We start from the raw sequence: 19,826 nt of genomic DNA on the forward strand, positions 1-19,826 counted from the left end.
ATGTCGTTTTTTAAGGATTTGTTTGGCAGTCACGGCGGCACATCCGATGTCCTGCCCGCTCCCACGGGGGAGACGGCGCTCGACATCGAGATTGCCGCTATCTTTCGTATGCTCGCAGATATGATGGGGACGGAAAACCTCGTCATACAGGCGGGTAAGATGAACGCAATGGCGCTCATGCGCTCGGAGAATCGCCGCGAGCGCGTTCTCGCCCTCATGCGCATCCTCGAAGAGGATCCGATGCTCGCGCCGCCGCCGTCCGAGGCGGAGATCCCGGAGATCCTTGTCCGCATGACGGAGGAGATCGCGCGCATTCGCGTGCGCCGGGATCTTGAGGATCGCATCGAGCGCAAGGTTACGGAAAAACTCGAACAGGATCACGAGGAGTACGTCGAGGACATCCGCCGTCAGGTCATCTCCGAGGAGAGTCCCGGTGCGGAGTCGCCGCATGATAAGAAAAAGCGCGAAGACCTCGAAGCCCTCGAGAATATCCGGCTCACACAGTCGGTGGTGGAACTCCTGCGCCCGCAGAACTTTGACGAGATCATTGGGCAGGAGCGCGCCGTGCGGTCGCTCATGGCAAAGCTCAGCTCGCCCTACCCGCAGCACCTCCTGCTCTACGGACCGCCGGGCGTCGGGAAAACGACAGCGGCTCGCCTTGTGCTCGAGGCGGCGAAAAAACGCGCCGTCTCTCCCTTTGGGGAGAGCGCGCCGTTTGTGGAGACGGACGGGACGACGCTGCGCTGGGATCCGCGCGATATGACGAATCCCCTGCTCGGCTCGGTGCATGACCCCATTTATCAGGGCGCGCAAAAAAGTCTCGCGGACAGCGGAGTGCCGGAACCAAAGCCGGGACTCGTCACGGAGGCGCACGGCGGCATTCTCTTTATCGACGAGATCGGCGAGATGGATGAGATGCTGCAAAACAAGCTGCTGAAGGTGCTTGAGGACAAGCGTGCGTATTTTGAGTCGGCATATTACGATCCTGATGATAAACGGGTGCCGCCCTACATCAAGAAGCTGTTCGAGGAAGGGGCGCCCGCGGACTTCGTGCTGATCGGAGCGACGACGCGCGATGCAGATCACATCAACCCCGCGCTCCGGTCGCGCTGCGCGGAGATCTATTTCGAGCCGCTGACGCCCGCGCATATTCTGCGGATCGTGGAGAATGCGGCGCGGCGGCTGCATGTGACGCTCGGGGAGGGCGTCGCGGAGCTGATCAGCGAATACACGATCGAGGGCCGCAAGGCGATCAACATTCTCGCGGACGCCTATAGTCTCGCGGTGAATCGGCTCACCGACCCCGAGATAGAGGAGATTGTTTCACGTGAAACAAATAGTGCGGATGAGGGTATAGGGGGCGGTCGGGTGTCCGGCTTGCCAAAAAAGCAGGGCTTAAAAATGGCTGCGCCGGACACCGCTCCCGCCAAGCCGGAATTCGGCGGAACTGTTTCACGTGAAACAATCGGGGGCGAGAGAGAAAGTACGCATGGCTTAAAATTCGGTGCATCGGATACCGCTCGCGGCACGCAAGTGTCTGGTGGGGGCGTTTCACATGAAACAATCGAGGGAGAGAATGAAAGTAAGCGGGGCTTAAAACCGGCTGCGCCGGACGCTACTTCCGCCGAGCCGGAATCCGGAGAGACTGTTTCACGTGAAACAATAGAGGACGAAGGAGATAGTAAGCAGGGCTTAAAATCGGATGCGGCGGATGCTGTTCCCGACACGATAGTGTCCGGCGGGGCTGTTTCACGTGAAACAATCGGGGGGAATAGTGAAGCTCTGCGAGCGCTCAGCGTAGTTGTGACGAAGGATGATATCTATGAGGTAGTTCAGGTGAGCCGCCTGTATCCGTTCGGGCGCAAGAAGGCGTCCGATACGCCTGCGGTGGGGAGAGTCTTTGGGCTTGGCGTTGCGGGTTTCCTTGGATCAATTATTGAGATCGAGGCAGTGGCGTTTCCTGCTGCGGAGAAGGGGAAAGGAACGGTGCGCTTCAACGAGACGGCGGGCAGCATGGCAAAGGACTCTGTGTTCAACGCGGCAGCTGTGATGCGCCGATTGACGGGGCGTGACCTCCACGACTACGACATCCATGTAAACGTAATCGGCGGCGGAAACATCGACGGTCCCAGCGCAGGCACAGCGATTCTGACGGCGATCGTCAGTGCGGTGACGGGTGCGCCGATCCGTCAGGACGTGGCGGTGACGGGCGAGATCTCTCTGCAAGGGGAGATCAAACCCGTGGGCGGCGTCTTTGAGAAGGCATACGGCGCGCGGCAGGCGGGGATCACAACGCTCATCATCCCGTGGGAGAACGAGAAGGACATCCCCGAGGAACATCTGGGGCTGGATATCCGCCGCCTGAAACATGCGGAGGAGGCGTTTGACGTACTCTTTGCGAATGACGCATGGAAAGCACCTGTGCCGGAGGAAAAGAGCGCATGAAGAATATAAAAATCAAGCTGAAAGGAGTCGAGTAATGCAGGAAGGACGCATCCCCCCCCAGAGTATCGAGGCGGAACTCTCCGTCCTCGGTGCGATGATGCTCAAGGCAAACGCCGCGACGCAGGCGCTCGAGCTCCTGCGTGCAGAGGACTTCTACCGCCAGGCGCACCGCGCAGCCTTCTCCGCGATGGAGGGGCTCGTGCGCGCGGGCGAACCCGTGGATATCGTGACCGTGACCGAGGCACTGAAAAAGGCGGGACATTTGGATCAGGTCGGCGGTATCTCTTTCCTTGCCAACCTGACGAATGCTGTCCCCAGTACGGCAAATCTTGAACACTACGCCAAAATCGTCAAGGAGAAATCGATTTTGCGCAGTCTCATCGACGTCAGCACAGAGATTGCAGGCGCGGCATATGAGGGCAGCGACGAGATTGGGCAGCAGCTCAGCGACGCAGAACGCAAGATCTTTGCCATCAGCAGCGGGCAGAACACCGCAGAGTTTACACCAGCAGAGCGCGTCGTCTTTGACGCTGTGGAGCGCATCAGTGAGCTCTCGGAGTCAAAGGGCGGCATCACGGGGCTCCCGACAGGGCTCGCCTCGCTTGACAGCGTGACACGCGGCTTGCAGCCCTCTGACCTCATCATCGTTGCGGCGCGCCCTGCGATGGGAAAAACCGCATTCGTCCTGAATGTCGCCACCCATGCCGCACTGCAGGGGAAAACCGTCGCATTTTTCTCCCTTGAGATGCCGCGTGAACAGCTCATGCACCGTATTTTCTGTGCCGAAGGACAAATTGACGCGACCCATCTCGCGCGCGGCGAGCTCGACGAGGTAGAGTGGGAGCGTCTTGTAAAGGTGGCGGATCGCATGATGAAGACGCACCTTTATTTCGACGATACCAGCAGCACGACAGTTATGGACATTCGCTCACGTGCGCGTCGGCTCAAGGCGGAACATGGGCTCGACCTCATCGCCATCGATTACCTCCAGCTCATTCAGGCACCGGGGCGCGTGGAGAACCGCACGCTTGCTGTTGCCGAGATGACACGCTCATTGAAGATTCTCGCGCGTGAGCTGAACGTGCCGATTGTCGTCCTCTCGCAGCTCTCACGTGCCACCGAAGGACGGTCGGATAAACGTCCCATGCTCTCCGATCTGCGCGAATCCGGCTCTATCGAGCAGGATGCGGATATTGTCATGTTCCTCTATCGTGAGGACTACTACAACCAAGACACTGAGAACGCCAATATCACCGAGCTCAGCATCGCAAAGCACCGCAACGGCGCAACCGATACGATAAAAATGTATTTTCAGAAGGAGTATACGAGGTTTCGCGATCTCGCCCGCGAACCCTGAGACGTGGAACGTGATCTTTGCGCCTAGCTTTGTCACATCGTCGGACGCGTCGGTTGACGTAGGTTTCATCTACGCCTGCCCTCGCGTCCTTCTCGTTCCTCGCTATGCATCAAAGCTGACGTCCCACTTAGGATTCCTGTATAGGAGAGACGTGACGCGGGATTTTGGCGCATCGTACTTTTTGATTTTACCTCGCGGCTCAGGTGCGCCCTTCGTTCCGCAGCGCAAACGGGACGGCAGTCCATTTATGATGCCTAGAAAGCACGCTGCCACGGCTCTAGGTCGCACAGCTCCGAGAGCCGTATGACAGCGTTCTCACATTCCCACATCTTACATCTATTCGTGCCGCCCCGCCCTTCGGGTGATGCTAAGCGTCACGAGAGAGCACACCGTTCGCCGCCCATAGGTAACCACGCGCGTATGACAACAAATAACGTGCGATACGTTATGCTGCCGTATATCGATACAGGACGCATCACATCATGTCGTACACAACGTGCAGGGGAAATATCCGTCGTCTCTATCGTCATTACAAAAATAAATTGCGCTATTTAACGCCCTTCCCCAATTGTTTCACATGAAACACACACATATCGATTATTATGTAATGTATCATGCGGCGAACGGGGTATCTTATCGACAACGCGCAGCATGAAACCCGAAGGGCGATGCGGCTCGTAGTGATCCTAGACAGTGATTTGTCAGAACGCCGCTTTGCAGTCCAAAGGACTGTGCGGCGGAATGAACTATATAGCGATATTGTTCTGCCGCATCGTTTGCGGAGCGTGGAGAAAGACACCCCTGAGCCGCTCTAAAAACCAAATAAATTTTTGTTTCACGTGAAACAATCTCCCCCCATCCCCTTGAAAAAAGAGGGGATTTTTTTTGTCATTTGTGATATGATGAAGGGAGTTTAGGAAAATGGATGCGGGCGTCTGCACGCATTTTACAACCGGGTAGGGGAGGAACGGTCATGTTAAAGAGCATTGCCATCATGACAAGCGGGGGGGACAGCCCCGGCATGAACGCTGCGGCGCGTGCCGTGGCGCGGACGGCGCTTTACGAGGGCGTCCGGGTGTGGGGCATCAACGACGGCTATCATGGGCTATTGGAAGAAGATCTGCGTGAACTCGAGTCAAAGGATGTCGGCGACATCATCCAGCGCGGCGGCACGTTCCTTGGCACTGCACGGTGCAAACGCTGGCAGACCCCCGAGGGGCGGCGTCTCGGACATGAAAATCTCATTAAGCGCGGTATCGAGGGACTCTGTGTCATCGGCGGTGACGGCTCGCTGCGCGGGGCACAGCTCCTGTCCGAGGAGTATGGCTTCCCCATCGTCGGGCTGCCGGGAACGATCGACAACGATGTCTGGGGCATGGACTACACGATCGGCTGCGATACGGCGGCGAACACGATCATTGATGCCATCAACAAGCTGCGCGACACCGCCTCGGCGCATCGCCGGGTCATTGTCCTCGAGGTCATGGGGCGCAACTGCGGCTGGCTCGCCCTCGTCGCGGGCATCTCCGGCGGCGCGGAATACATCCTCGTTCCCGAGGAGGAATTTGACATCGCCGAGATCACCGAAAATCTCGCGGTTGCCTATGAAAAAGGAAAGCGCTACATCCTCATCGTTGTTGCCGAAGGCGCGGCAAAGGGACAGGACATCTGCGACTACATCGCGCAGCACACGGACATCGAGACGCGCGTCTCCGTGCTCGGTCATATTCAGCGCGGCGGTGCTCCGTCCGTCATCGACCGCGTGCGCGCGAGCCAGCTCGGCGAGCAGGCGGCGCTCGCCCTCATCTCCGGACTCTCCGGCGTCGTGTTTGGCTACAGCAAGGGGCATGTCGTCTCGGTGAACCTCTACGATGCCGTCAATAACAAGAAGAAACTCGACCCCGAATACCTCCGCCTCGCAAAGGTGCTGTTCTAACCGGGGGATACAAAGAAAAGATGCGGAAAGGATGATCCCGTGGCACATATCATCGCGATTGCAAGTCAAAAGGGCGGCGTCGGCAAAACAACGACGGCGGTGAATCTCGCCGCTGCAATTGCGCGCGCAAAACGCCGCGTTTTGCTCGTCGATATCGACCCGCAGGGCAACGCAACCAGCGGATTCGGCATCGAAAAAAATACGCTGACCGCGACCACCTACGAAGTGCTCATCGCGGGGGCGCGGCTTGCCGATGTGCGCATCGCATCGGACTACCGTGTGGACATCGTTCCCGCGAACGTCGAGCTCGCGGGCGCCGAGGTTGAGCTCGCAGATCTTGAGCGGCGCGAGACGCGACTGCGCGATGCCCTCACCGGGGTCGAGCGGGATTACGACTACATCTTCATCGACTGCCCGCCTTCACTCGGATTCTTGACACTGAACGCACTCGCCGCGGCGCATTCCGTCCTCATCCCCATCCAGTGTGAGTTCTACGCACTCGAGGGCGTTGCACAGCTCATGAACACCATCGGGCTCGTGCAGGAGAGCGCAAATCCCGCACTCACCGTGCAGGGCGTCGTCATGACCATGTACGACGGGCGCACGCGCATCGCCGTGCAGGTCGTCGAGGAGGTGCGCAGCGTCTTTGGCGCCGCCCTCTATGAGACGCTCATTCCGCGCAATGTCCGCCTTTCCGAGGCACCGTCGTTCGGACAGCCCATTACGTCCTACGATATCACGTCGCGCGGCGCGGAGATGTATATAGCACTTGCGAGGGAGGTGATGCAGCGTGAAGAAAAATAAAAGCGGACTCGGACGCGGACTCGGTGCGCTCGGACTCGGGAAAAATATCCTAGCGCCGGAGGGCACCGCATCTCCCGCTCCTGCGGGTGCAAAAAAAACCGGGGCGAAGAAAACGGCGTCATCCGCCGCCAAAGGAAAAGGAAGTTCTGTGAAAACCGCAGGGGCGGTGCCTCCGCATTCCGCAGGCAGTGCCGGAACCCCGGCGCTTCTTTCCATAGACCGTATACAGCCGAACCGGTTCCAGCCGCGCCGCGAATTCGATGAGGGCGCTCTTGAGGAACTGCGGGAATCCATCGCGCAGCACGGCATCCTACAGCCCCTCATCGTTCGCGATATCGGCGGCGGCATGTACGAACTCATTGCAGGCGAGCGCCGCCTGCGTGCGGCAAAGCTCGCGGGGCTTACGGAAATCCCCGCCGTATTTCGCATTGCGGCGGATGCCGAGCTTGCCGAGATGGCGCTCATCGAGAACCTCCAACGCGAGGATCTGAACCCCATCGAAGAAGCGCGTGCCTACGAGCGCCTCCTCGGTGAGTTCAAACTCTCGCAGGAACAGCTCGCCCGCCGCGTCGCACGCAGCCGCTCTGCGATCGCCAACAGTGTACGCCTTTTGCGCCTGGCCGCATCCGTACAGGCATTTCTGGCGAACGGCGTCCTCACGACCGGGCAGGTACGCCCTCTCCTCGTCCTTGAAAGCAAGACGCTCCAGAGTGAAGCTGCCGAATACATCCAGGAGCACGAGCTCACCGCGCGCGGCGTCGAAGCGCTCGTCAAGCGGCTCGTCAAAGACCCGAATGCCCTCAAAAAAACGTCTGCGGCACCCGCGCAGCGCTCCGCTCCCGATATCTTCGTTCGCGAGGCGGAGGAACGTTTGACACGCAGCCTTGGGACGAAAGTCTCGATCCGGGCAGGGCGCGAAGAGGGCAAAGGGAAGCTCGAGATCAGCTATTTCTCCGCGGACGACCTCGAACGGCTCCTCGGACTCCTCACGGCTGTGGACGGTGCAGCGAAGGAGGATAAGCGCGCGGCGCTGCGTGCCGTTTCCGCGCAGAATTTCACCGTCTGAGCGAAGAACCAAAGAAGGGAAGAAAGAAGTGTTTCTGCAAAATCTTGTGAATTATATTGGAGCGCATGAAGCGACGCTCTTGCTCGCCTCCATGATTCTCATTGTTGTGTTGTTAATCCTTGTTCTCTATCAAATGATACGAATCTCAGGGATGCGCAGCCGTTACCGCGAAATGATGCGCGGCACGGAGGTTGAGGATCTGGAGAGTATGCTCATCAAGCATGTCAGGGAGGTCGAGACGGTCGCCGCGACCAATGCACGCCTCCTTGAGGAAAATGAACTTATCCGCCAATTCCTGCGCCGCACCCTTGTCCGTACTGCCTCTGTGCGCTTCCGTGCGTTTGAGGACATGGGCGGCGACCTCAGCTATGCGGTCGCTATGCTGGACGCGAACAACGACGGCATCATCTTTTCCAGCATCTTTGCCCGCGACGATTCACGCAGTTATATCAAACCCATCAAGGGGGGAACATCCGATTATGCGCTGACGGATGAGGAGCAAGGCGTATTAAAGGAGGCAATGGGGCAGGCGCTGCCCATCAAATGGTGAGAGATGTTACGCGGGATTTTGGCGCCTAGCTGTTTCATGTTTTTTAACATCGTGGGATGTCGTGTCAATGTATGCGCGCATTGTAGGGGCACGGCGTTGGTGTGCCCTCTAGCGATTGACGCGCGCGTATCGATAGGAAAGGTATGATGCGGGATTTTGGCATCTTAGGTTTTCCTTCGCGGCTCAGGTGTGCACTTCGTTCCGCAGCGCAAACGGGACGGCAGTCCATGCATGATACCTAGAAAGTACGCCGCCACGGCTCTAGCTCGCACTGCTCCGAGAGCCGTATGGCGGCGTTCTCACATCCTCGTATCTCGCATCTATCCGCGCCGCCCCGCCCCTTCGGGTGATGCTAAGCGTCACGAGAGCGCACACCGTTCGCCGCCCAAAGGTAACGCCATACGCGTATGACCTCATAATCAAGCGATACGTTACGCCGCCATATATCGATACAGGGCACGGCACGCCGTGCCCCTATGGGGGGCGGCATGGAACGTATATCTTTCCGCTATATAAGCGGATGTACGGTGTGCCGTTGATTGCCGTATGAGGTGTATCGCCGTTTTCTATCGCACGGTGAGGGGGCGTATTCGCGGTCGCGGAGCTTTTACCCCCATAGGGGGCGGCGTGCTCCGACATTTTCGTTCCGTACAGATGTCGCCGCGCCGCGGTACTGCCCGGCGGTGCGGCGCAGTATCTTTTATCATCGGGCGTGACGCGCACGCCGTTTGCGCAGCGACAAGAATATGCCCCCGAACCGAAGAAACAGCGTATTTTCCGTTGCGAAGCAGCGAGAAAGATACCCTGAGCCGCGATTAAATACAAAACCTTGTAGTAGGAGTAACGATATGTCGCATGAGAACGTAGAACTTTGCGATACAGAATCAGCAGAGAGAATTTCAGACGTGTTCTGCTCAGAGAGCAATATGAGACATCTTCGGCGAGGAATCTCACAGCTCAATGCCGGCAAAGGTATCCCTCATGAATTGATCGATCCGGACGCATTGACGAGCAGAATCGGCTCGTCTATCGCATCACAAACGACTTTATAGAACTTTTGTCGTGCAAAGGACATTACGAATAACGACCTGCTGAAAACTCAGCAGGTTTTCATTTGTGCAGAGTAGGATAGAGGAACGAAAATATGAACGCCTGCATAGACGAGTATTCATTCAATATCGGCGATAAGAATCCACCGATAACATGGGAAATAACATGGATAATAACACAAACAACATAAACAACAACGAAGATAACAGCATAAACAACAGCACAAATCACATTACCGTTCCTCCCACATCCACAGAAGCTGTGGGAAAACGCTTTACACTCCGGCTCTTTGACACAGAGAGCGATGTGACGCGCTCGGTACATCTCTCCCTGCGCGCTGTGCGGATGCTTGCCGTCGGGGCGGGCGCGGGACTTGCCGTACTCATCGGCGCATCCGCGCTCTCAGTCTACACGCTCATGCACTCTTACCGTCATGAGGCGGAGACGGCACAGCTGCGCGAGGCGAACCGCATACAGCAGGAGCAGATCCTCACGGTGTCAAAAAAAGCTGCCGCGCTCGAAGAGGAGCTGGGCAAGCTCCGCCGCACGGAGGACGGACTGCGCGCCATCGTCGGCGCCCCTGAGACGCAGCCTGAGGACGACAATCCGCAGGTCGGAGACGCCGCGCCTACGGGCGGGGTGCCCCACAGTGCGACAACGGACGACCTCAGCGAGGCACTCGCGGCGCTCGAGCGGCATATCGGAGTGCGCCGTGCATCGCTCGATGAACTCAGCGGCATCGTGCAGAAGAACTACCCGGGAGCGTCTGGCCTTGGCGGCACAGCGCCCGTCACGACCCCGACCGGATGGCCGACGGACGGCTTCATCAGCTCGCCCTACGGTCTGCGTTTTGGCGGAGCGGAGTTCCATCAGGGCATCGATATTGCCGCCGACACCGGCACACCCATCACGGCGACTGCCGACGGCGTCGTCACTGCCGCCGGGTGGAGCGGGAGCGGCTACGGCAACATGGTTGATATCGATCATGGAAATGGTGTCATGACCCGCTACGGGCACGCCTCGGCGGTTGCCGTTACGGCGGGCGAACAGGTGCGCCGCGGTCAGATCATCGCCTATGTCGGCTCGACAGGGCATTCCACCGGGCCGCACCTGCACTATGAGGTGCGCCTGAACGGACAGCCCGTGAACCCGGCACCGTACCTTTGATAGAGAGATAGAGAGAAAGGAATCTTGTCATGCAAACAAAATCGTTCGCATATCTTCTCGCTGCAGGGATTTTACTCCTCCCCGTTTGCGGTATCGCAGCGGAGAAATCGGAGAGCCACACGGTGACCACAGCGGAGGAAACATCTGCAGACGAGGCGAAGAACGACGCTCCCGCAAGCGAGGATAAGAAGCTCGCCGAGGAGATGGACGAACTCGGCGGCGAAGTTGAGGAACCGCAGGATACCCGCGTCAAACAGGATGGCAAGGAAAGCGGCCAAGACAGCACAGAGGAAAAAAGCACTGTATCATCCGATGAGCATGGTGCGCGCGCCGATGCCGCACACGAAACGGATGCCCCGCCCACGAAAGACGACCGCCCGGTGGGGTATGCGTATGTCGGCGATAAGGACGCATGGCAGAGCGCCATGGCCGCAGACAGGACGGCGGATACGGAAGATGAGGATGAGATCAATGCCGCCGTGGACGAGGTGACCGCGGAGATCGAAAAGCTGATCGATAAGATCTACGAAGTAAATCCCCATCTCAAAGCGCCCACACTTGCAGAGGGGCACTGGGTCTTCGTTGAGGGCGACGAGCGGCGCGGGTGGTTCGTTGACCGCGGCAAAATGCACCGGAATAAAGACGGCACCATTTCCTACTGGCAGCTCATCCTCTACAACGAGTTCGGTCGTGCGCAGTTCGCGGACGCCATGCACGACGAGGACTACAAAGAGCTGCGCTACACACTCCAGCGGCGGGTCATGGATCTCAAGAAAAATACGGTCAGCACCTACGCGGTGATTGCCGTCGGCGCGGACGAAAAGGTACTCGCCGACAGCGCACGCGACGGTGAGCCGGCAGAGATCCGCCCGGACACCATGGCGGAGAAGGAGCGCGATACGGTGAAAAAACTCGCGCACAGGCTGAAATTCAAACAATAAATAAAATTTTACCGTAGTATTCGCGTAGATTATTGACAGCGGGCGTGAATCCTGATAGTATGAAGTTATCATTAAATAACTATGGGGCAGATAGAGAATTACTATCGTCCCGCGTTTCCGAGCAAAAATATCTAAGGGCTTCGCCTATGATATTGCGCCTGCGCCGGGGGACTTCCGCCCCGCGCGCACCGGGTACGCGCAGAAATGCGCGCGCCTTCCCGTATCGAAAAGGAAACGACGAATAACCGCTGCCGCAAGACCTGCTTGCGATCTTACCGTGCGGAATGAGCAGCCGCGCAGGATGCAGAGGGATTGTTTGTCGTGCATTTGGCACGGGAGGCGGTCCCCTTTTTATATATAAAGTTGGGATTGGCGCAGATAAAAATGATTGGAGGAAGAGGGCGAATTATATATCTTCTTCGCCCCGTCGGGTGTATAATAATAAAAAATCTTCATAGGAAGAATTTATTATCCGTGCCGAAAGGCAATCGCCTGTGTATTATTGTTAGGAGGCAGGAGCGTGGACAAGAGGGAGAGTCTATGGGAGGCATACCTGGCGAAGGGTATGAGCCGGCGCAGCTTTTTGAAAGCCTGCGTCACGCTGACGTCGCTCATGGGATTGAGCACGGACAACCTCACGAAGGTCGTTGAGGCGGCGGAGGTCAAACCGCTGCCGGTCGTCATTTGGCTGCACGGCCACGAGTGTACGGGCTGTGACGAGTCGTTCATCCGCTCGGGGGCGCCGCTCGCCTCCGACCTCGTACTGAACTGCATTGCGCTCGAATACAGCCATGTGCTGAGCGCGGGCTGCGGCGCGCCGTTCGAGGAGCACCTCGAAAAGACAATGGAGAAGTATCACGGCGAATACATTCTCGCCGTCGAGGGCGGCGTTGCGGTCGGCACACATGCATACACCTGCATGTCGGGCGGGCATTCCTTCGAGCACACGCTCAAACGCGTCGCCGCGGGCGCAAAGGCGGTTGTCGCCTACGGCACCTGCGCCACCTCGGGAGGTATTCAGGCGGCGGCGCCGAATCCCACGGAGTCGCGCGGCATCCGCTCGCTCATCGGAGCGAAACCCTACATCGCCGTCCCCGGCTGCCCGCCGATCCCGGAGGTCATGACGGGCGTTCTCATGCACGTCGCCCTCTTTGGCACGCTGCCGCCGCTCGATGCGGAGGGACGGCCGAAACAGTTCTACGGCAACCGTATTCACGACACCTGCTACCGCCGCCCGTTCTTCGACGCGGGCATGTTCGCCGAGCGCTTTGACGACGAGGGCGCAAAGGCGGGCTGGTGTCTCTATCACCTCGGCTGCAGGGGCCCCGAGACCTATAACTCCTGCGGCAATCTCCGCTGGTACCAGGGCATGTCGTATCCGATCCAGTCGGGTGCGCCGTGCATCGGGTGCAGCAATGCGAACTTCTGGGATCAGGCGCCGTTCTCGCGCCGTCTCCCGGAGTATAACGGCATCGACGTCGACATGGTCGGCGCAGGTCTTGCCGTGGCGACTGCGGTCGGCGTTGCGGCGCACGCGGGCGCAAGTCTCGTGCAGAAACGTATGCATGAGAAAGAACTCGCCGCGCATGAGAAAGAGGTGCACGAATGAAACACGTTGTTGTAGACCCCATCACCCGCATTGAGGGACATCTGCGCGTCGAGATTCAGGTCGACGAGGCAACGGGGAAAGTACAGGATGCGATCTCTTCCGGCACGGCATGGCGCGGGCTCGAGCTCGTCATGCACGACCGTGACCCGCGCGACGCGTGGGCATATATCCAGCGCATCTGCGGCGTCTGCACGTCGTCCCATGCGCTCGGCTGTCTGCGCGCCGTGGAGGATGCGTTCGGCATCACGATCCCGAAGAACGCGCATTACATTCGCAACATCATCGCGGCATCGCTCGGAGAACACGATCATATTGTCCACTTCTATCATCTGCACGCGCTCGACTGGGTCAGCCCCATCGAAGCGCTCAAAGCCGACCCCGCAGCGACGGCGGCGCTCCAGAATACGGTGCTCGATACCTACCGCCTCCCCTTCCGCGGCCCCGCGGGACTCGACACCGAGGCGTACCCGCACGATATGCCTGTCGCGACGCCCTCCTACTACGCCGCGCTCAAGGCAAAGATTCAAAAGATCATCGAGAGCGGACAGCTCGGCATCTTCTCCGCACAGTGGTGGGATCATCCGGACTTTCAGATGCTGCCGCCCGAGGTGCATCTCATGGCGATCTCGCATTACCTCGAGATGCTCGACAAGCAAAAGGATCTCGTTATCCCGCACGTCGTCTTCGGCGGCAAGAACCCGCACCCGCACTACGTTCTCGGCGGGATGCCCTGCTCCATCTCCATGGAGGACGGCAACGCCCCGATCAATGCGGCGCGGCTCGCTATCGTCGACCGCTCCATCAACGCGGCGCGGGACATGATGAACGACTACTATCTCCCGGACGTCCTCGCCATCGGCGCGATGTACGTCAAGCAGGGCTATACACACGGCGGCGGACTTGCGAAAAAGCGCTGCCTCGCGTTCGGCATGTTCCCCGAGGAACCCTTCGCGGGCGCAACGAACGGCGATTTCTTCAAGAACCTCCTCGTGCGCTGCAACGGCGTCGTCGAGGACTTCGCGGGCGGCGTCATGCAGGCAAAGGTGCATGAGTTCACGATGGAGGACGTCTCCGATCCCGCGGGCATCGCCGAGAGCGTCGATCACGCGTGGTACAAATATCCGAATGGCGACAAGAACGCGCTCCATCCGTGGGAGGGCGTCACCGACCCGAACTACACCGAGCCGAAGGAAGGCACAAAGACCGAGTGGAAGGCGCTCAACGAACAGGGCAAATACTCTTGGCTCAAGACGCCGAAATGGCGCGGCAAGCTCTGCGAGGTCGGCCCCCTCGCCCGCTACATCGTCCTCTATACGAAGGCAAAACAGGGGCTCCTTGGGCAGCTCACATGGGCGGAGCAGATGATCGTCGATCAGGTCGACGCCGTGACGAAGGTACTCGGCGTGCCGCCCGAGGCGTGGCTCCCCTCGACCGTCGGACGCACGGCGGCGCGCGCACTGGACGCACAGCTCCAAGCCGAGATCAGCAAATATTTCTTTGACAAGCTCGTCGCGAATATCAAGAGCGGCGACACGACGGTCGTCAACAACGAGAAGTGGGAACCCTCCTCGTGGCCGAAGGAAGCGAAGGGCGTCGGTTTCTACGAGGCTCCGCGCGGCGGTCTCAGTCATTGGGTCGTCATCAAGGACGGCAAGGTCGCGAACTATCAGGCGGTCGTCCCGACGACGTGGAACGCCTGCCCGCGCGACGATGCGGAGGGACATGGCGCGTTCGAAGCGTCCATGATGGACACGGTGGTCAAGATCCCCGACAAGCCGCTTGAGATCGTCAAGGCGGTGCGCTCGTTCGACCCGTGTATGGCGTGCTCGACGCATCTCTTCAACGCAAAGGGGGAGAAGATCCGCGTCGTAACCACAGACCCCTATGCGGGTCTCCGTATCGACGAATAGGGGGAAGCGCTATGAAACGAGAAGAACGGAAGGAATACTACCTCTTTAGTCCCTTCCTGCGCATCTTTCACTGGCTGATGGCCACGGCGATCGTCGTGCTCACCGTGACGGGACTGCTCATCACGAAGCCGCCGACGATGCTCTTTACCGAGCCGACCTACTCGCCGCTCCTGATGAACCTCATCCGGAACATCCACTTCGTCGCGGCGTTCGCGTTCTGCGCGGGATTCATCGGGCGCGTGTACGGGTTTATCATCAACCGCGGCGACCGCCTTTTCCCGCATTTTTGGAACCTCATGTACTACCGCGACGCCATCGAGGTCGCGCGGCACTATATGTTCCTCAAGCTCTCGCACAAGCCGTTCCTGCGCAACCCGCTCGCGCGCGCCGCGTACGCGGGGCTCTACGGCATGGTGGCGGTCGAGGTGCTGACGGGATTTGCGATGTACTATATGACCGAGCCGAACGCCCTCGGCGGCATCATGTTCGGATGGGTGAACCGCATTCTCGGCGGCGAGTACATGGCGCACGTCGTACATCATTATATGGCGTGGGTCATCATCCTCTTTGCCATCGGGCATTTCTATCTGGTCGTACGTTCAGAGTTTATGGAAGGAGAAGCGGAAGTCTCGAGTATGTTCGCCGGCAGCAAGCTGCTCCGGCATACCCCGGCGGACGCAAGAGACGTTGAATGATTGGGCTGTATGATTGTGAACGCGCATTGTACAAAATGCGCAATTATGTAAAGCGCCAGGTACAGATCCCTGCGCTGAAGGAGAATGATCCCATGTGTAAAGACTGCGGCTGCGGCGAGATCGCCGAGAGCACAACGCATGTGCAGTTTTTTGTGCGGGGCTATACGGAGGAGAACGCGGCGGCGGTGCAAAACGCCCTGCTCGGTCTCCCCGGCGTCCTCTATGTGCATATCCATGTGCATGACGGAGAGACGACGGTGGACTATGCCCCCGCAAAGACGAAACTGATGGAGATCGCGCGCACGATCGAGGCGCACGGTCTCACAGCGGAGCTGTAATCGGGCAATGCACGAAATGGCGCTCGCCGAGGGCATCGTCGACATCGCGATGGACTATGCACGGCAGAATGATGCACACCGTATTGCAGAGGTACATCTCGTCCTCGGCGAACTCGCGGGCGTTGAGACAGAGTCGCTCTCCCTCGCTTTTGACACCCTCGTACGGGGGACAATCGCGGCGGGGGCGGCGCTCACATGGGAGCGCGTGCCGCTCACAGGTCGCTGTCATGACTGTGGCAGGGAGATGCATATACGACCGCAGAACGTCCTGTGTCCGGATTGCGGGGGCGGGATGGAGATCACCGGCGGGCGCGAGATGCGTGTCGACTACATAGAGATGGAATGATACGATGAAGGTACTGGTCAAAGCGGACATCCTCGGACGCAACGAGAACGCGGCGGCGGAGAACGCCGCGCTCCTCGCGCGGCATGGGATCTACGTGCTGAACCTCCTCGGCTCGCCCGGGGCGGGCAAGACAACGCTGCTTGAGCGGACACTCGCCGCTCTTTCGGGAGAGCTCCGCATCGCGGTTGTCGAGGGCGACCTCTTTACGGATAAGGACGCGGCGCGCATTGAGCGTTGCGGCGCGCCCGTCGTGCAGATCAACACGAGCGGCGGCTGTCATCTCGACGCGGCGATGGTCGCGGCGGCATTTGCGCAGCTCGATCTCACCGCGCTCGACCTCATCGTCATCGAGAACGTCGGCAATCTCGTCTGCCCCGCCGAGTTCGCGCTCGGCGAGGACGCAAAGGCGGTTGTCCTATCCGTCACGGAGGGCGACGATAAACCGCTCAAGTACCCGCTCATTTTCAAAGAGTCTGCGGCGGCATTGCTGAATAAATGCGATCTGCTGCCGTACACCGATTTTGACATGGCGGCGGCGCGGCGGGACATCGCGGCGCTGCATCCGGGCATCGCCGTCCTGCCCGTCTCCGCACGTACGGAGGACGGCATGGCACAGTGGCTCGCATGGCTGCGCGCGGCGGTCGCCGCGAAGAGGAAAGGGGGAGCACATGAACGATGAATCGCTGGTCGAGGTCGCGCCCATCACGGTGCTCGGCATCGGCAACATCATCCTGCGCGACGAGGGATTCGGCGTGCGCGCGATGGAGTACCTGCAGGAGGGATGGAACTTCCCCGAGGAGGTGCGCCTGCTCGACGGCGGCACGCTCGGTCCAGAGCTGCTGCACTTCGTCATGGGGACGCAGCGGCTCCTCATCCTCGACGCGATTTCGGGGGGCGGTGCGCCGGGGAAAGTCTACCGGTTCGAGAACGACGCCGTGATGGCGCATTTTCAGGAAAAACTCTCCTCGCACGAGATCGGCATTCAGGATGTGCTCGCGTGGCTCACGATCACGAACCGCGCGATCCCGCAGGTAGTAGTCCTCGGGATGCAGCCGTACGAGCTGTCGGCGGGACTCACGCTCAGCCCCGAGATGGCGGCGGCGCTCCCGTCCTTTGCCGCGCGCGCGGTGGAGGAGCTCGTGCGTTGGGGCGCGGTGCCGTCTCCGCGCGGGATGCAGCGCAGCGTGCGGATCGCATGATGGAGGAACGATTGTCCGCGCAGAGCGGAGAGAGGTGCGCCGCTGAGCGGCGCGCCTTTCGTGTCTCAGGGATCGTGCAGGGGGTCGGGTTTCGCCCGTTTGTCTATCGGCTTGCTATGCGCTGTGGGCTCGGCGGATGGGTACTCAATGACAGCGCGGGCGTCGGCATCGAGGTGGAGGGCGCGGCGGCGTCGCTTGATGCGTTCGCTGCCGCGCTGCGTGACGAGGCGCCGCTCGCCGCATCCGTGACGGCGGTGACCGTGCGGGATGTGCCGCCCCTTGGGGAGACTGTGTTTCGCATCCTGCCAAGCCCTGCGGGGGACGCGCCGCGCACGCTCGTCTCGCCCGATCTCGCCGTCTGCGCCGACTGCAGGCGCGAGACCATGGACGCGCGCGATCGTCGGCACGGCTACGCCTTTACGAACTGTACGAACTGCGGCCCGCGCTACTCCATCATCCGCGGCGTGCCGTACGACCGTCCGCTCACGACGATGGCGGCGTTCCGCATGTGCGATGCGTGCCAAAGGGAGTATGACGATCCCGCCGACCGCAGATTTCACGCGCAGCCGAACGCCTGCGCGGACTGCGGACCCGCGTACCGCCTGCTGACGGAGACGGGGGCGTTTGACGGAGATGCGATCGCCGAGACGCGGCGCATCGTCGCCGCGGGCGGCATCGTCGCGGTGAAGGGCATCGGCGGCTATCATCTCGTCTGCGATGCACGGAGCGAAGCGGCGGTCACGCGTCTGCGCGCACGCAAACACCGCGAGGACAAGGCGCTCGCCGTGATGGTGGGATCACCGGAGACCGTGCGGGAGCTGTGCGAAGTATCGGCGGACGAGGAGCGGCTGCTCACATCGCCCGTCGCGCCCATCGTCCTCCTGCGGCGGCATCGGCGGGATGCGGCGGATGCTGCGGATGGCGCGGGGGATGCCGACGGCGGCGTCGCACCGTCCGTCGCGCCGGGGAACGCGTACCTCGGCGTGATGCTCCCCTATGCGCCCGTGCACCTCCTCCTGCTCGCGCCGGGCGACCTCTGGGTCATGACGAGCGCGAATCTCAGCGGCGAGCCGATCCTCTACGAGGACGCGGCGGCGCGGCGGGAACTCCCGGGCATTGCCGACGCGATATTGATGCACAACCGCGAGATCGCGCACCGCGTGGACGACTCGGTCGTGCGCATGGCGGCGGGCGGGCGCATGATCGTGCGCCGCAGCCGCGGCTTTGCACCGACGCCCGTCGCGCTCCCCTTTGATTCGAAGATCGCCGTGCTCGCGGGCGGGGCGGAGCTCAAGAGTACGTTTTGCCTGACGCGCGGGCGCGAAGCGTTCCTCAGCGAGCACATCGGTGACCTCACGAATGCGAAGGTACGCGCGTCCTACGAGGGGACGATCGCGCATTATGAGCGGCTGTTCGACCTGCATCCGCAGCTTCTCGCCGCCGATCTGCACCCGAGCTATTTATCGACGCGCTGCCTTGAGGAACGCGCGGCGGAGGAGGGGATCCCCCTCGTCCGCGTCCAGCATCATCACGCGCATATCGCGGCGGTGCTCGCGGAGCACGGATGCACGGAGCGCGTCCTCGGCGCGGCGTTTGACGGCACGGGCTACGGGGACGACGGGCACGCGTGGGGCGGGGAGTTCCTCGCCGCAGACCTTACGGGCTATGAGCGGCTCGCGCATTTTGCATATCTGCCCCTGCCGGGCGGGGACAAAGCCGCCGCAGAGCCGTGGCGGCTTGCGCTGTGGGTACTCTGCGGCGTGCATGGAGATGCGCTCGCGGCGCGTTGTCCCGTATTCGCCGCGCAGCTCCCATCCGGATGGCAGCTCCTCATGCAGGCGACGGCGGCGGGCATCAATGCGCCGCTCACATCGAGCGTCGGGCGGCTCTTTGACGCCGCGGCGGCGCTCCTCGGCATCACCTATGTGAACACATACGAGGGCCGGGCGGCAATCGAGCTAGAGCAATGCGCGCGCAGAGCGCGGCGGCGCGGGCGAGTACTGCTGTATGCCTTGCGGAGGGCGGATGAGCGCGGCGCGCCGCGCACGATCGACTTCATGCCCGTGCTTCGGACGATCGCGGACGAAGCGGAACAGCTCTCGGACGAAGAGCGCGCCGGGCGCGCCCTCGACTTCCACGTCACGCTCGCCGCCGCGACCTACGACCTCCTCGACCGCCTTTCACGCGAGACCGGGCTTCGCACCGTCGCCTTCTCCGGCGGGGTCTTTCAAAACGCGCTCTTGCTTGAATTGCTCCTAGCGCAGATTGGAGAGTCCTACCGGGTTCTGCTTGGACATCATGTGCCGCCGAACGACGGGGGGGTGGCGTATGGTCAAGCAGCGGTAGCTCTCTCGAACCGAGAAAAAAGGAAACACCTTCCTCAAGAAGATGTTTCCTAATGATACACGATACA

At 60.5% G+C, this 19,826-nt stretch carries 17 protein-coding genes and 1 riboswitch; all 17 genes read left to right on the forward strand.

Annotation, left to right across the window (positions count from 1 at the left end; genetic code table 11):
- Complete coding sequence (locus HMPREF1147_RS10345) at positions 1-2,445, forward strand: S16 family serine protease (RefSeq protein ID WP_009658866.1); 2,445 nt, start codon at positions 1-3, stop codon at positions 2,443-2,445.
- A gap of 34 nt (positions 2,446-2,479) precedes the next feature.
- A complete protein-coding gene (gene dnaB / locus HMPREF1147_RS10350; RefSeq protein WP_009350816.1) occupies positions 2,480-3,802 on the forward strand; it encodes a replicative DNA helicase in 1,323 nt (440 codons plus the stop codon).
- Between the two features lie 973 nt (positions 3,803-4,775).
- The gene (pfkA, locus tag HMPREF1147_RS10355) at positions 4,776-5,738 is read left to right on the forward strand and encodes a 6-phosphofructokinase (protein WP_009439524.1); all 963 of its coding nucleotides are present in this window, start codon (positions 4,776-4,778) and stop codon (positions 5,736-5,738) included.
- A 39-nt stretch (positions 5,739-5,777) separates the two neighbouring features.
- The gene (locus tag HMPREF1147_RS10360; RefSeq protein WP_009658778.1) at positions 5,778-6,542 is read left to right on the forward strand and encodes a ParA family protein; all 765 of its coding nucleotides are present in this window, start codon (positions 5,778-5,780) and stop codon (positions 6,540-6,542) included.
- On the forward strand, positions 6,529-7,608 hold the full coding sequence (locus HMPREF1147_RS10365) for a ParB/RepB/Spo0J family partition protein (protein ID WP_009658831.1): 1,080 nt from the start codon (positions 6,529-6,531) through the stop codon (positions 7,606-7,608). Before HMPREF1147_RS10360 ends, HMPREF1147_RS10365 begins: the two co-directional genes overlap by 14 nt.
- A 28-nt stretch (positions 7,609-7,636) precedes the next feature.
- Positions 7,637-8,158 (forward strand): DUF4446 family protein, encoded by a 522-nt coding sequence (locus tag HMPREF1147_RS10370; protein WP_009658808.1) that lies wholly within the window; start codon positions 7,637-7,639, stop codon positions 8,156-8,158.
- A gap of 1,033 nt (positions 8,159-9,191) precedes the next feature.
- Positions 9,192-9,242 (forward strand): hypothetical protein, encoded by a 51-nt coding sequence (locus HMPREF1147_RS12435; protein ID WP_353935320.1) that lies wholly within the window; start codon positions 9,192-9,194, stop codon positions 9,240-9,242.
- A 227-nt stretch (positions 9,243-9,469) separates the two neighbouring features.
- Positions 9,470-10,375, forward strand: a complete 906-nt coding sequence (locus HMPREF1147_RS10375; RefSeq protein WP_009439327.1) for a M23 family metallopeptidase — start codon at positions 9,470-9,472, stop codon at positions 10,373-10,375.
- Positions 10,376-10,404: 29 nt separating this feature from the next.
- Positions 10,405-11,316 carry a hypothetical protein gene (locus HMPREF1147_RS10380; protein ID WP_009658870.1) on the forward strand — a complete coding sequence of 304 codons (912 nt, stop codon included), beginning with the start codon at positions 10,405-10,407 and terminating at the stop codon, positions 11,314-11,316.
- Between the two features lie 103 nt (positions 11,317-11,419).
- A riboswitch (molybdenum cofactor riboswitch) is annotated at positions 11,420-11,562 on the forward strand.
- Between the two features lie 274 nt (positions 11,563-11,836).
- Positions 11,837-12,925 (forward strand): hydrogenase small subunit, encoded by a 1,089-nt coding sequence (locus HMPREF1147_RS10385; RefSeq protein WP_009658824.1) that lies wholly within the window; start codon positions 11,837-11,839, stop codon positions 12,923-12,925.
- A complete protein-coding gene (locus tag HMPREF1147_RS10390) occupies positions 12,922-14,835 on the forward strand; it encodes a nickel-dependent hydrogenase large subunit (protein ID WP_009658890.1) in 1,914 nt (637 codons plus the stop codon). The genes HMPREF1147_RS10385 and HMPREF1147_RS10390 overlap by 4 nt, the downstream gene beginning before the upstream one ends.
- An 11-nt stretch (positions 14,836-14,846) precedes the next feature.
- The gene (gene cybH, locus HMPREF1147_RS10395; protein WP_009658826.1) at positions 14,847-15,530 is read left to right on the forward strand and encodes a Ni/Fe-hydrogenase, b-type cytochrome subunit; all 684 of its coding nucleotides are present in this window, start codon (positions 14,847-14,849) and stop codon (positions 15,528-15,530) included.
- A 92-nt stretch (positions 15,531-15,622) separates the two neighbouring features.
- Entirely contained in the window at positions 15,623-15,868 is a 246-nt protein-coding gene (locus HMPREF1147_RS10400) for a heavy-metal-associated domain-containing protein (protein ID WP_009439398.1), read from the forward strand.
- A 7-nt stretch (positions 15,869-15,875) separates the two neighbouring features.
- Positions 15,876-16,214: a hydrogenase maturation nickel metallochaperone HypA gene (gene hypA, locus HMPREF1147_RS10405; protein WP_009658793.1), complete on the forward strand. Its 339-nt coding sequence runs from the start codon at positions 15,876-15,878 to the stop codon at positions 16,212-16,214.
- A gap of 4 nt (positions 16,215-16,218) precedes the next feature.
- On the forward strand, positions 16,219-16,893 hold the full coding sequence (gene hypB / locus HMPREF1147_RS10410) for a hydrogenase nickel incorporation protein HypB (RefSeq protein WP_009658821.1): 675 nt from the start codon (positions 16,219-16,221) through the stop codon (positions 16,891-16,893).
- On the forward strand, positions 16,883-17,413 hold the full coding sequence (locus HMPREF1147_RS10415) for a HyaD/HybD family hydrogenase maturation endopeptidase (protein WP_009658836.1): 531 nt from the start codon (positions 16,883-16,885) through the stop codon (positions 17,411-17,413). Before hypB ends, HMPREF1147_RS10415 begins: the two co-directional genes overlap by 11 nt.
- Positions 17,413-19,812, forward strand: coding sequence for a carbamoyltransferase HypF (hypF, locus tag HMPREF1147_RS10420; RefSeq protein WP_156791336.1), 2,400 nt, complete (start codon positions 17,413-17,415; stop codon positions 19,810-19,812). Before HMPREF1147_RS10415 ends, hypF begins: the two co-directional genes overlap by 1 nt.
- The last annotated feature ends 14 nt before the right edge of the window (positions 19,813-19,826 follow it).

This window comes from Selenomonas sp. FOBRC9 (genome assembly GCF_000287655.1).
Classification (GTDB): Bacteria; Bacillota; Negativicutes; order Selenomonadales; family Selenomonadaceae; genus Centipeda; species Centipeda artemidis.

Bases quoted from the DNA above. Each gene is read 5' to 3' on its own strand.
- HMPREF1147_RS10345 (WP_009658866.1), top strand. From the start codon at position 1: ATGTCGTTTTTTAAGGATTTGTTTGGCAGTCACGGCGGCACATCCGAT.
- dnaB (WP_009350816.1), top strand. From the start codon at position 2,480: ATGCAGGAAGGACGCATCCCCCCCCAGAGTATCGAGGCGGAACTCTCC.
- pfkA (WP_009439524.1), top strand. From the start codon at position 4,776: ATGTTAAAGAGCATTGCCATCATGACAAGCGGGGGGGACAGCCCCGGC.
- HMPREF1147_RS10380 (WP_009658870.1), top strand. From the start codon at position 10,405: ATGCAAACAAAATCGTTCGCATATCTTCTCGCTGCAGGGATTTTACTC.
- HMPREF1147_RS10390 (WP_009658890.1), top strand. From the start codon at position 12,922: ATGAAACACGTTGTTGTAGACCCCATCACCCGCATTGAGGGACATCTG.
- cybH (WP_009658826.1), top strand. From the start codon at position 14,847: ATGAAACGAGAAGAACGGAAGGAATACTACCTCTTTAGTCCCTTCCTG.
- HMPREF1147_RS10400 (WP_009439398.1), top strand. From the start codon at position 15,623: ATGTGTAAAGACTGCGGCTGCGGCGAGATCGCCGAGAGCACAACGCAT.
- hypA (WP_009658793.1), top strand. From the start codon at position 15,876: ATGCACGAAATGGCGCTCGCCGAGGGCATCGTCGACATCGCGATGGAC.
- hypB (WP_009658821.1), top strand. From the start codon at position 16,219: ATGAAGGTACTGGTCAAAGCGGACATCCTCGGACGCAACGAGAACGCG.
- HMPREF1147_RS10415 (WP_009658836.1), top strand. From the start codon at position 16,883: ATGAACGATGAATCGCTGGTCGAGGTCGCGCCCATCACGGTGCTCGGC.
- hypF (WP_156791336.1), top strand. From the start codon at position 17,413: ATGGAGGAACGATTGTCCGCGCAGAGCGGAGAGAGGTGCGCCGCTGAG.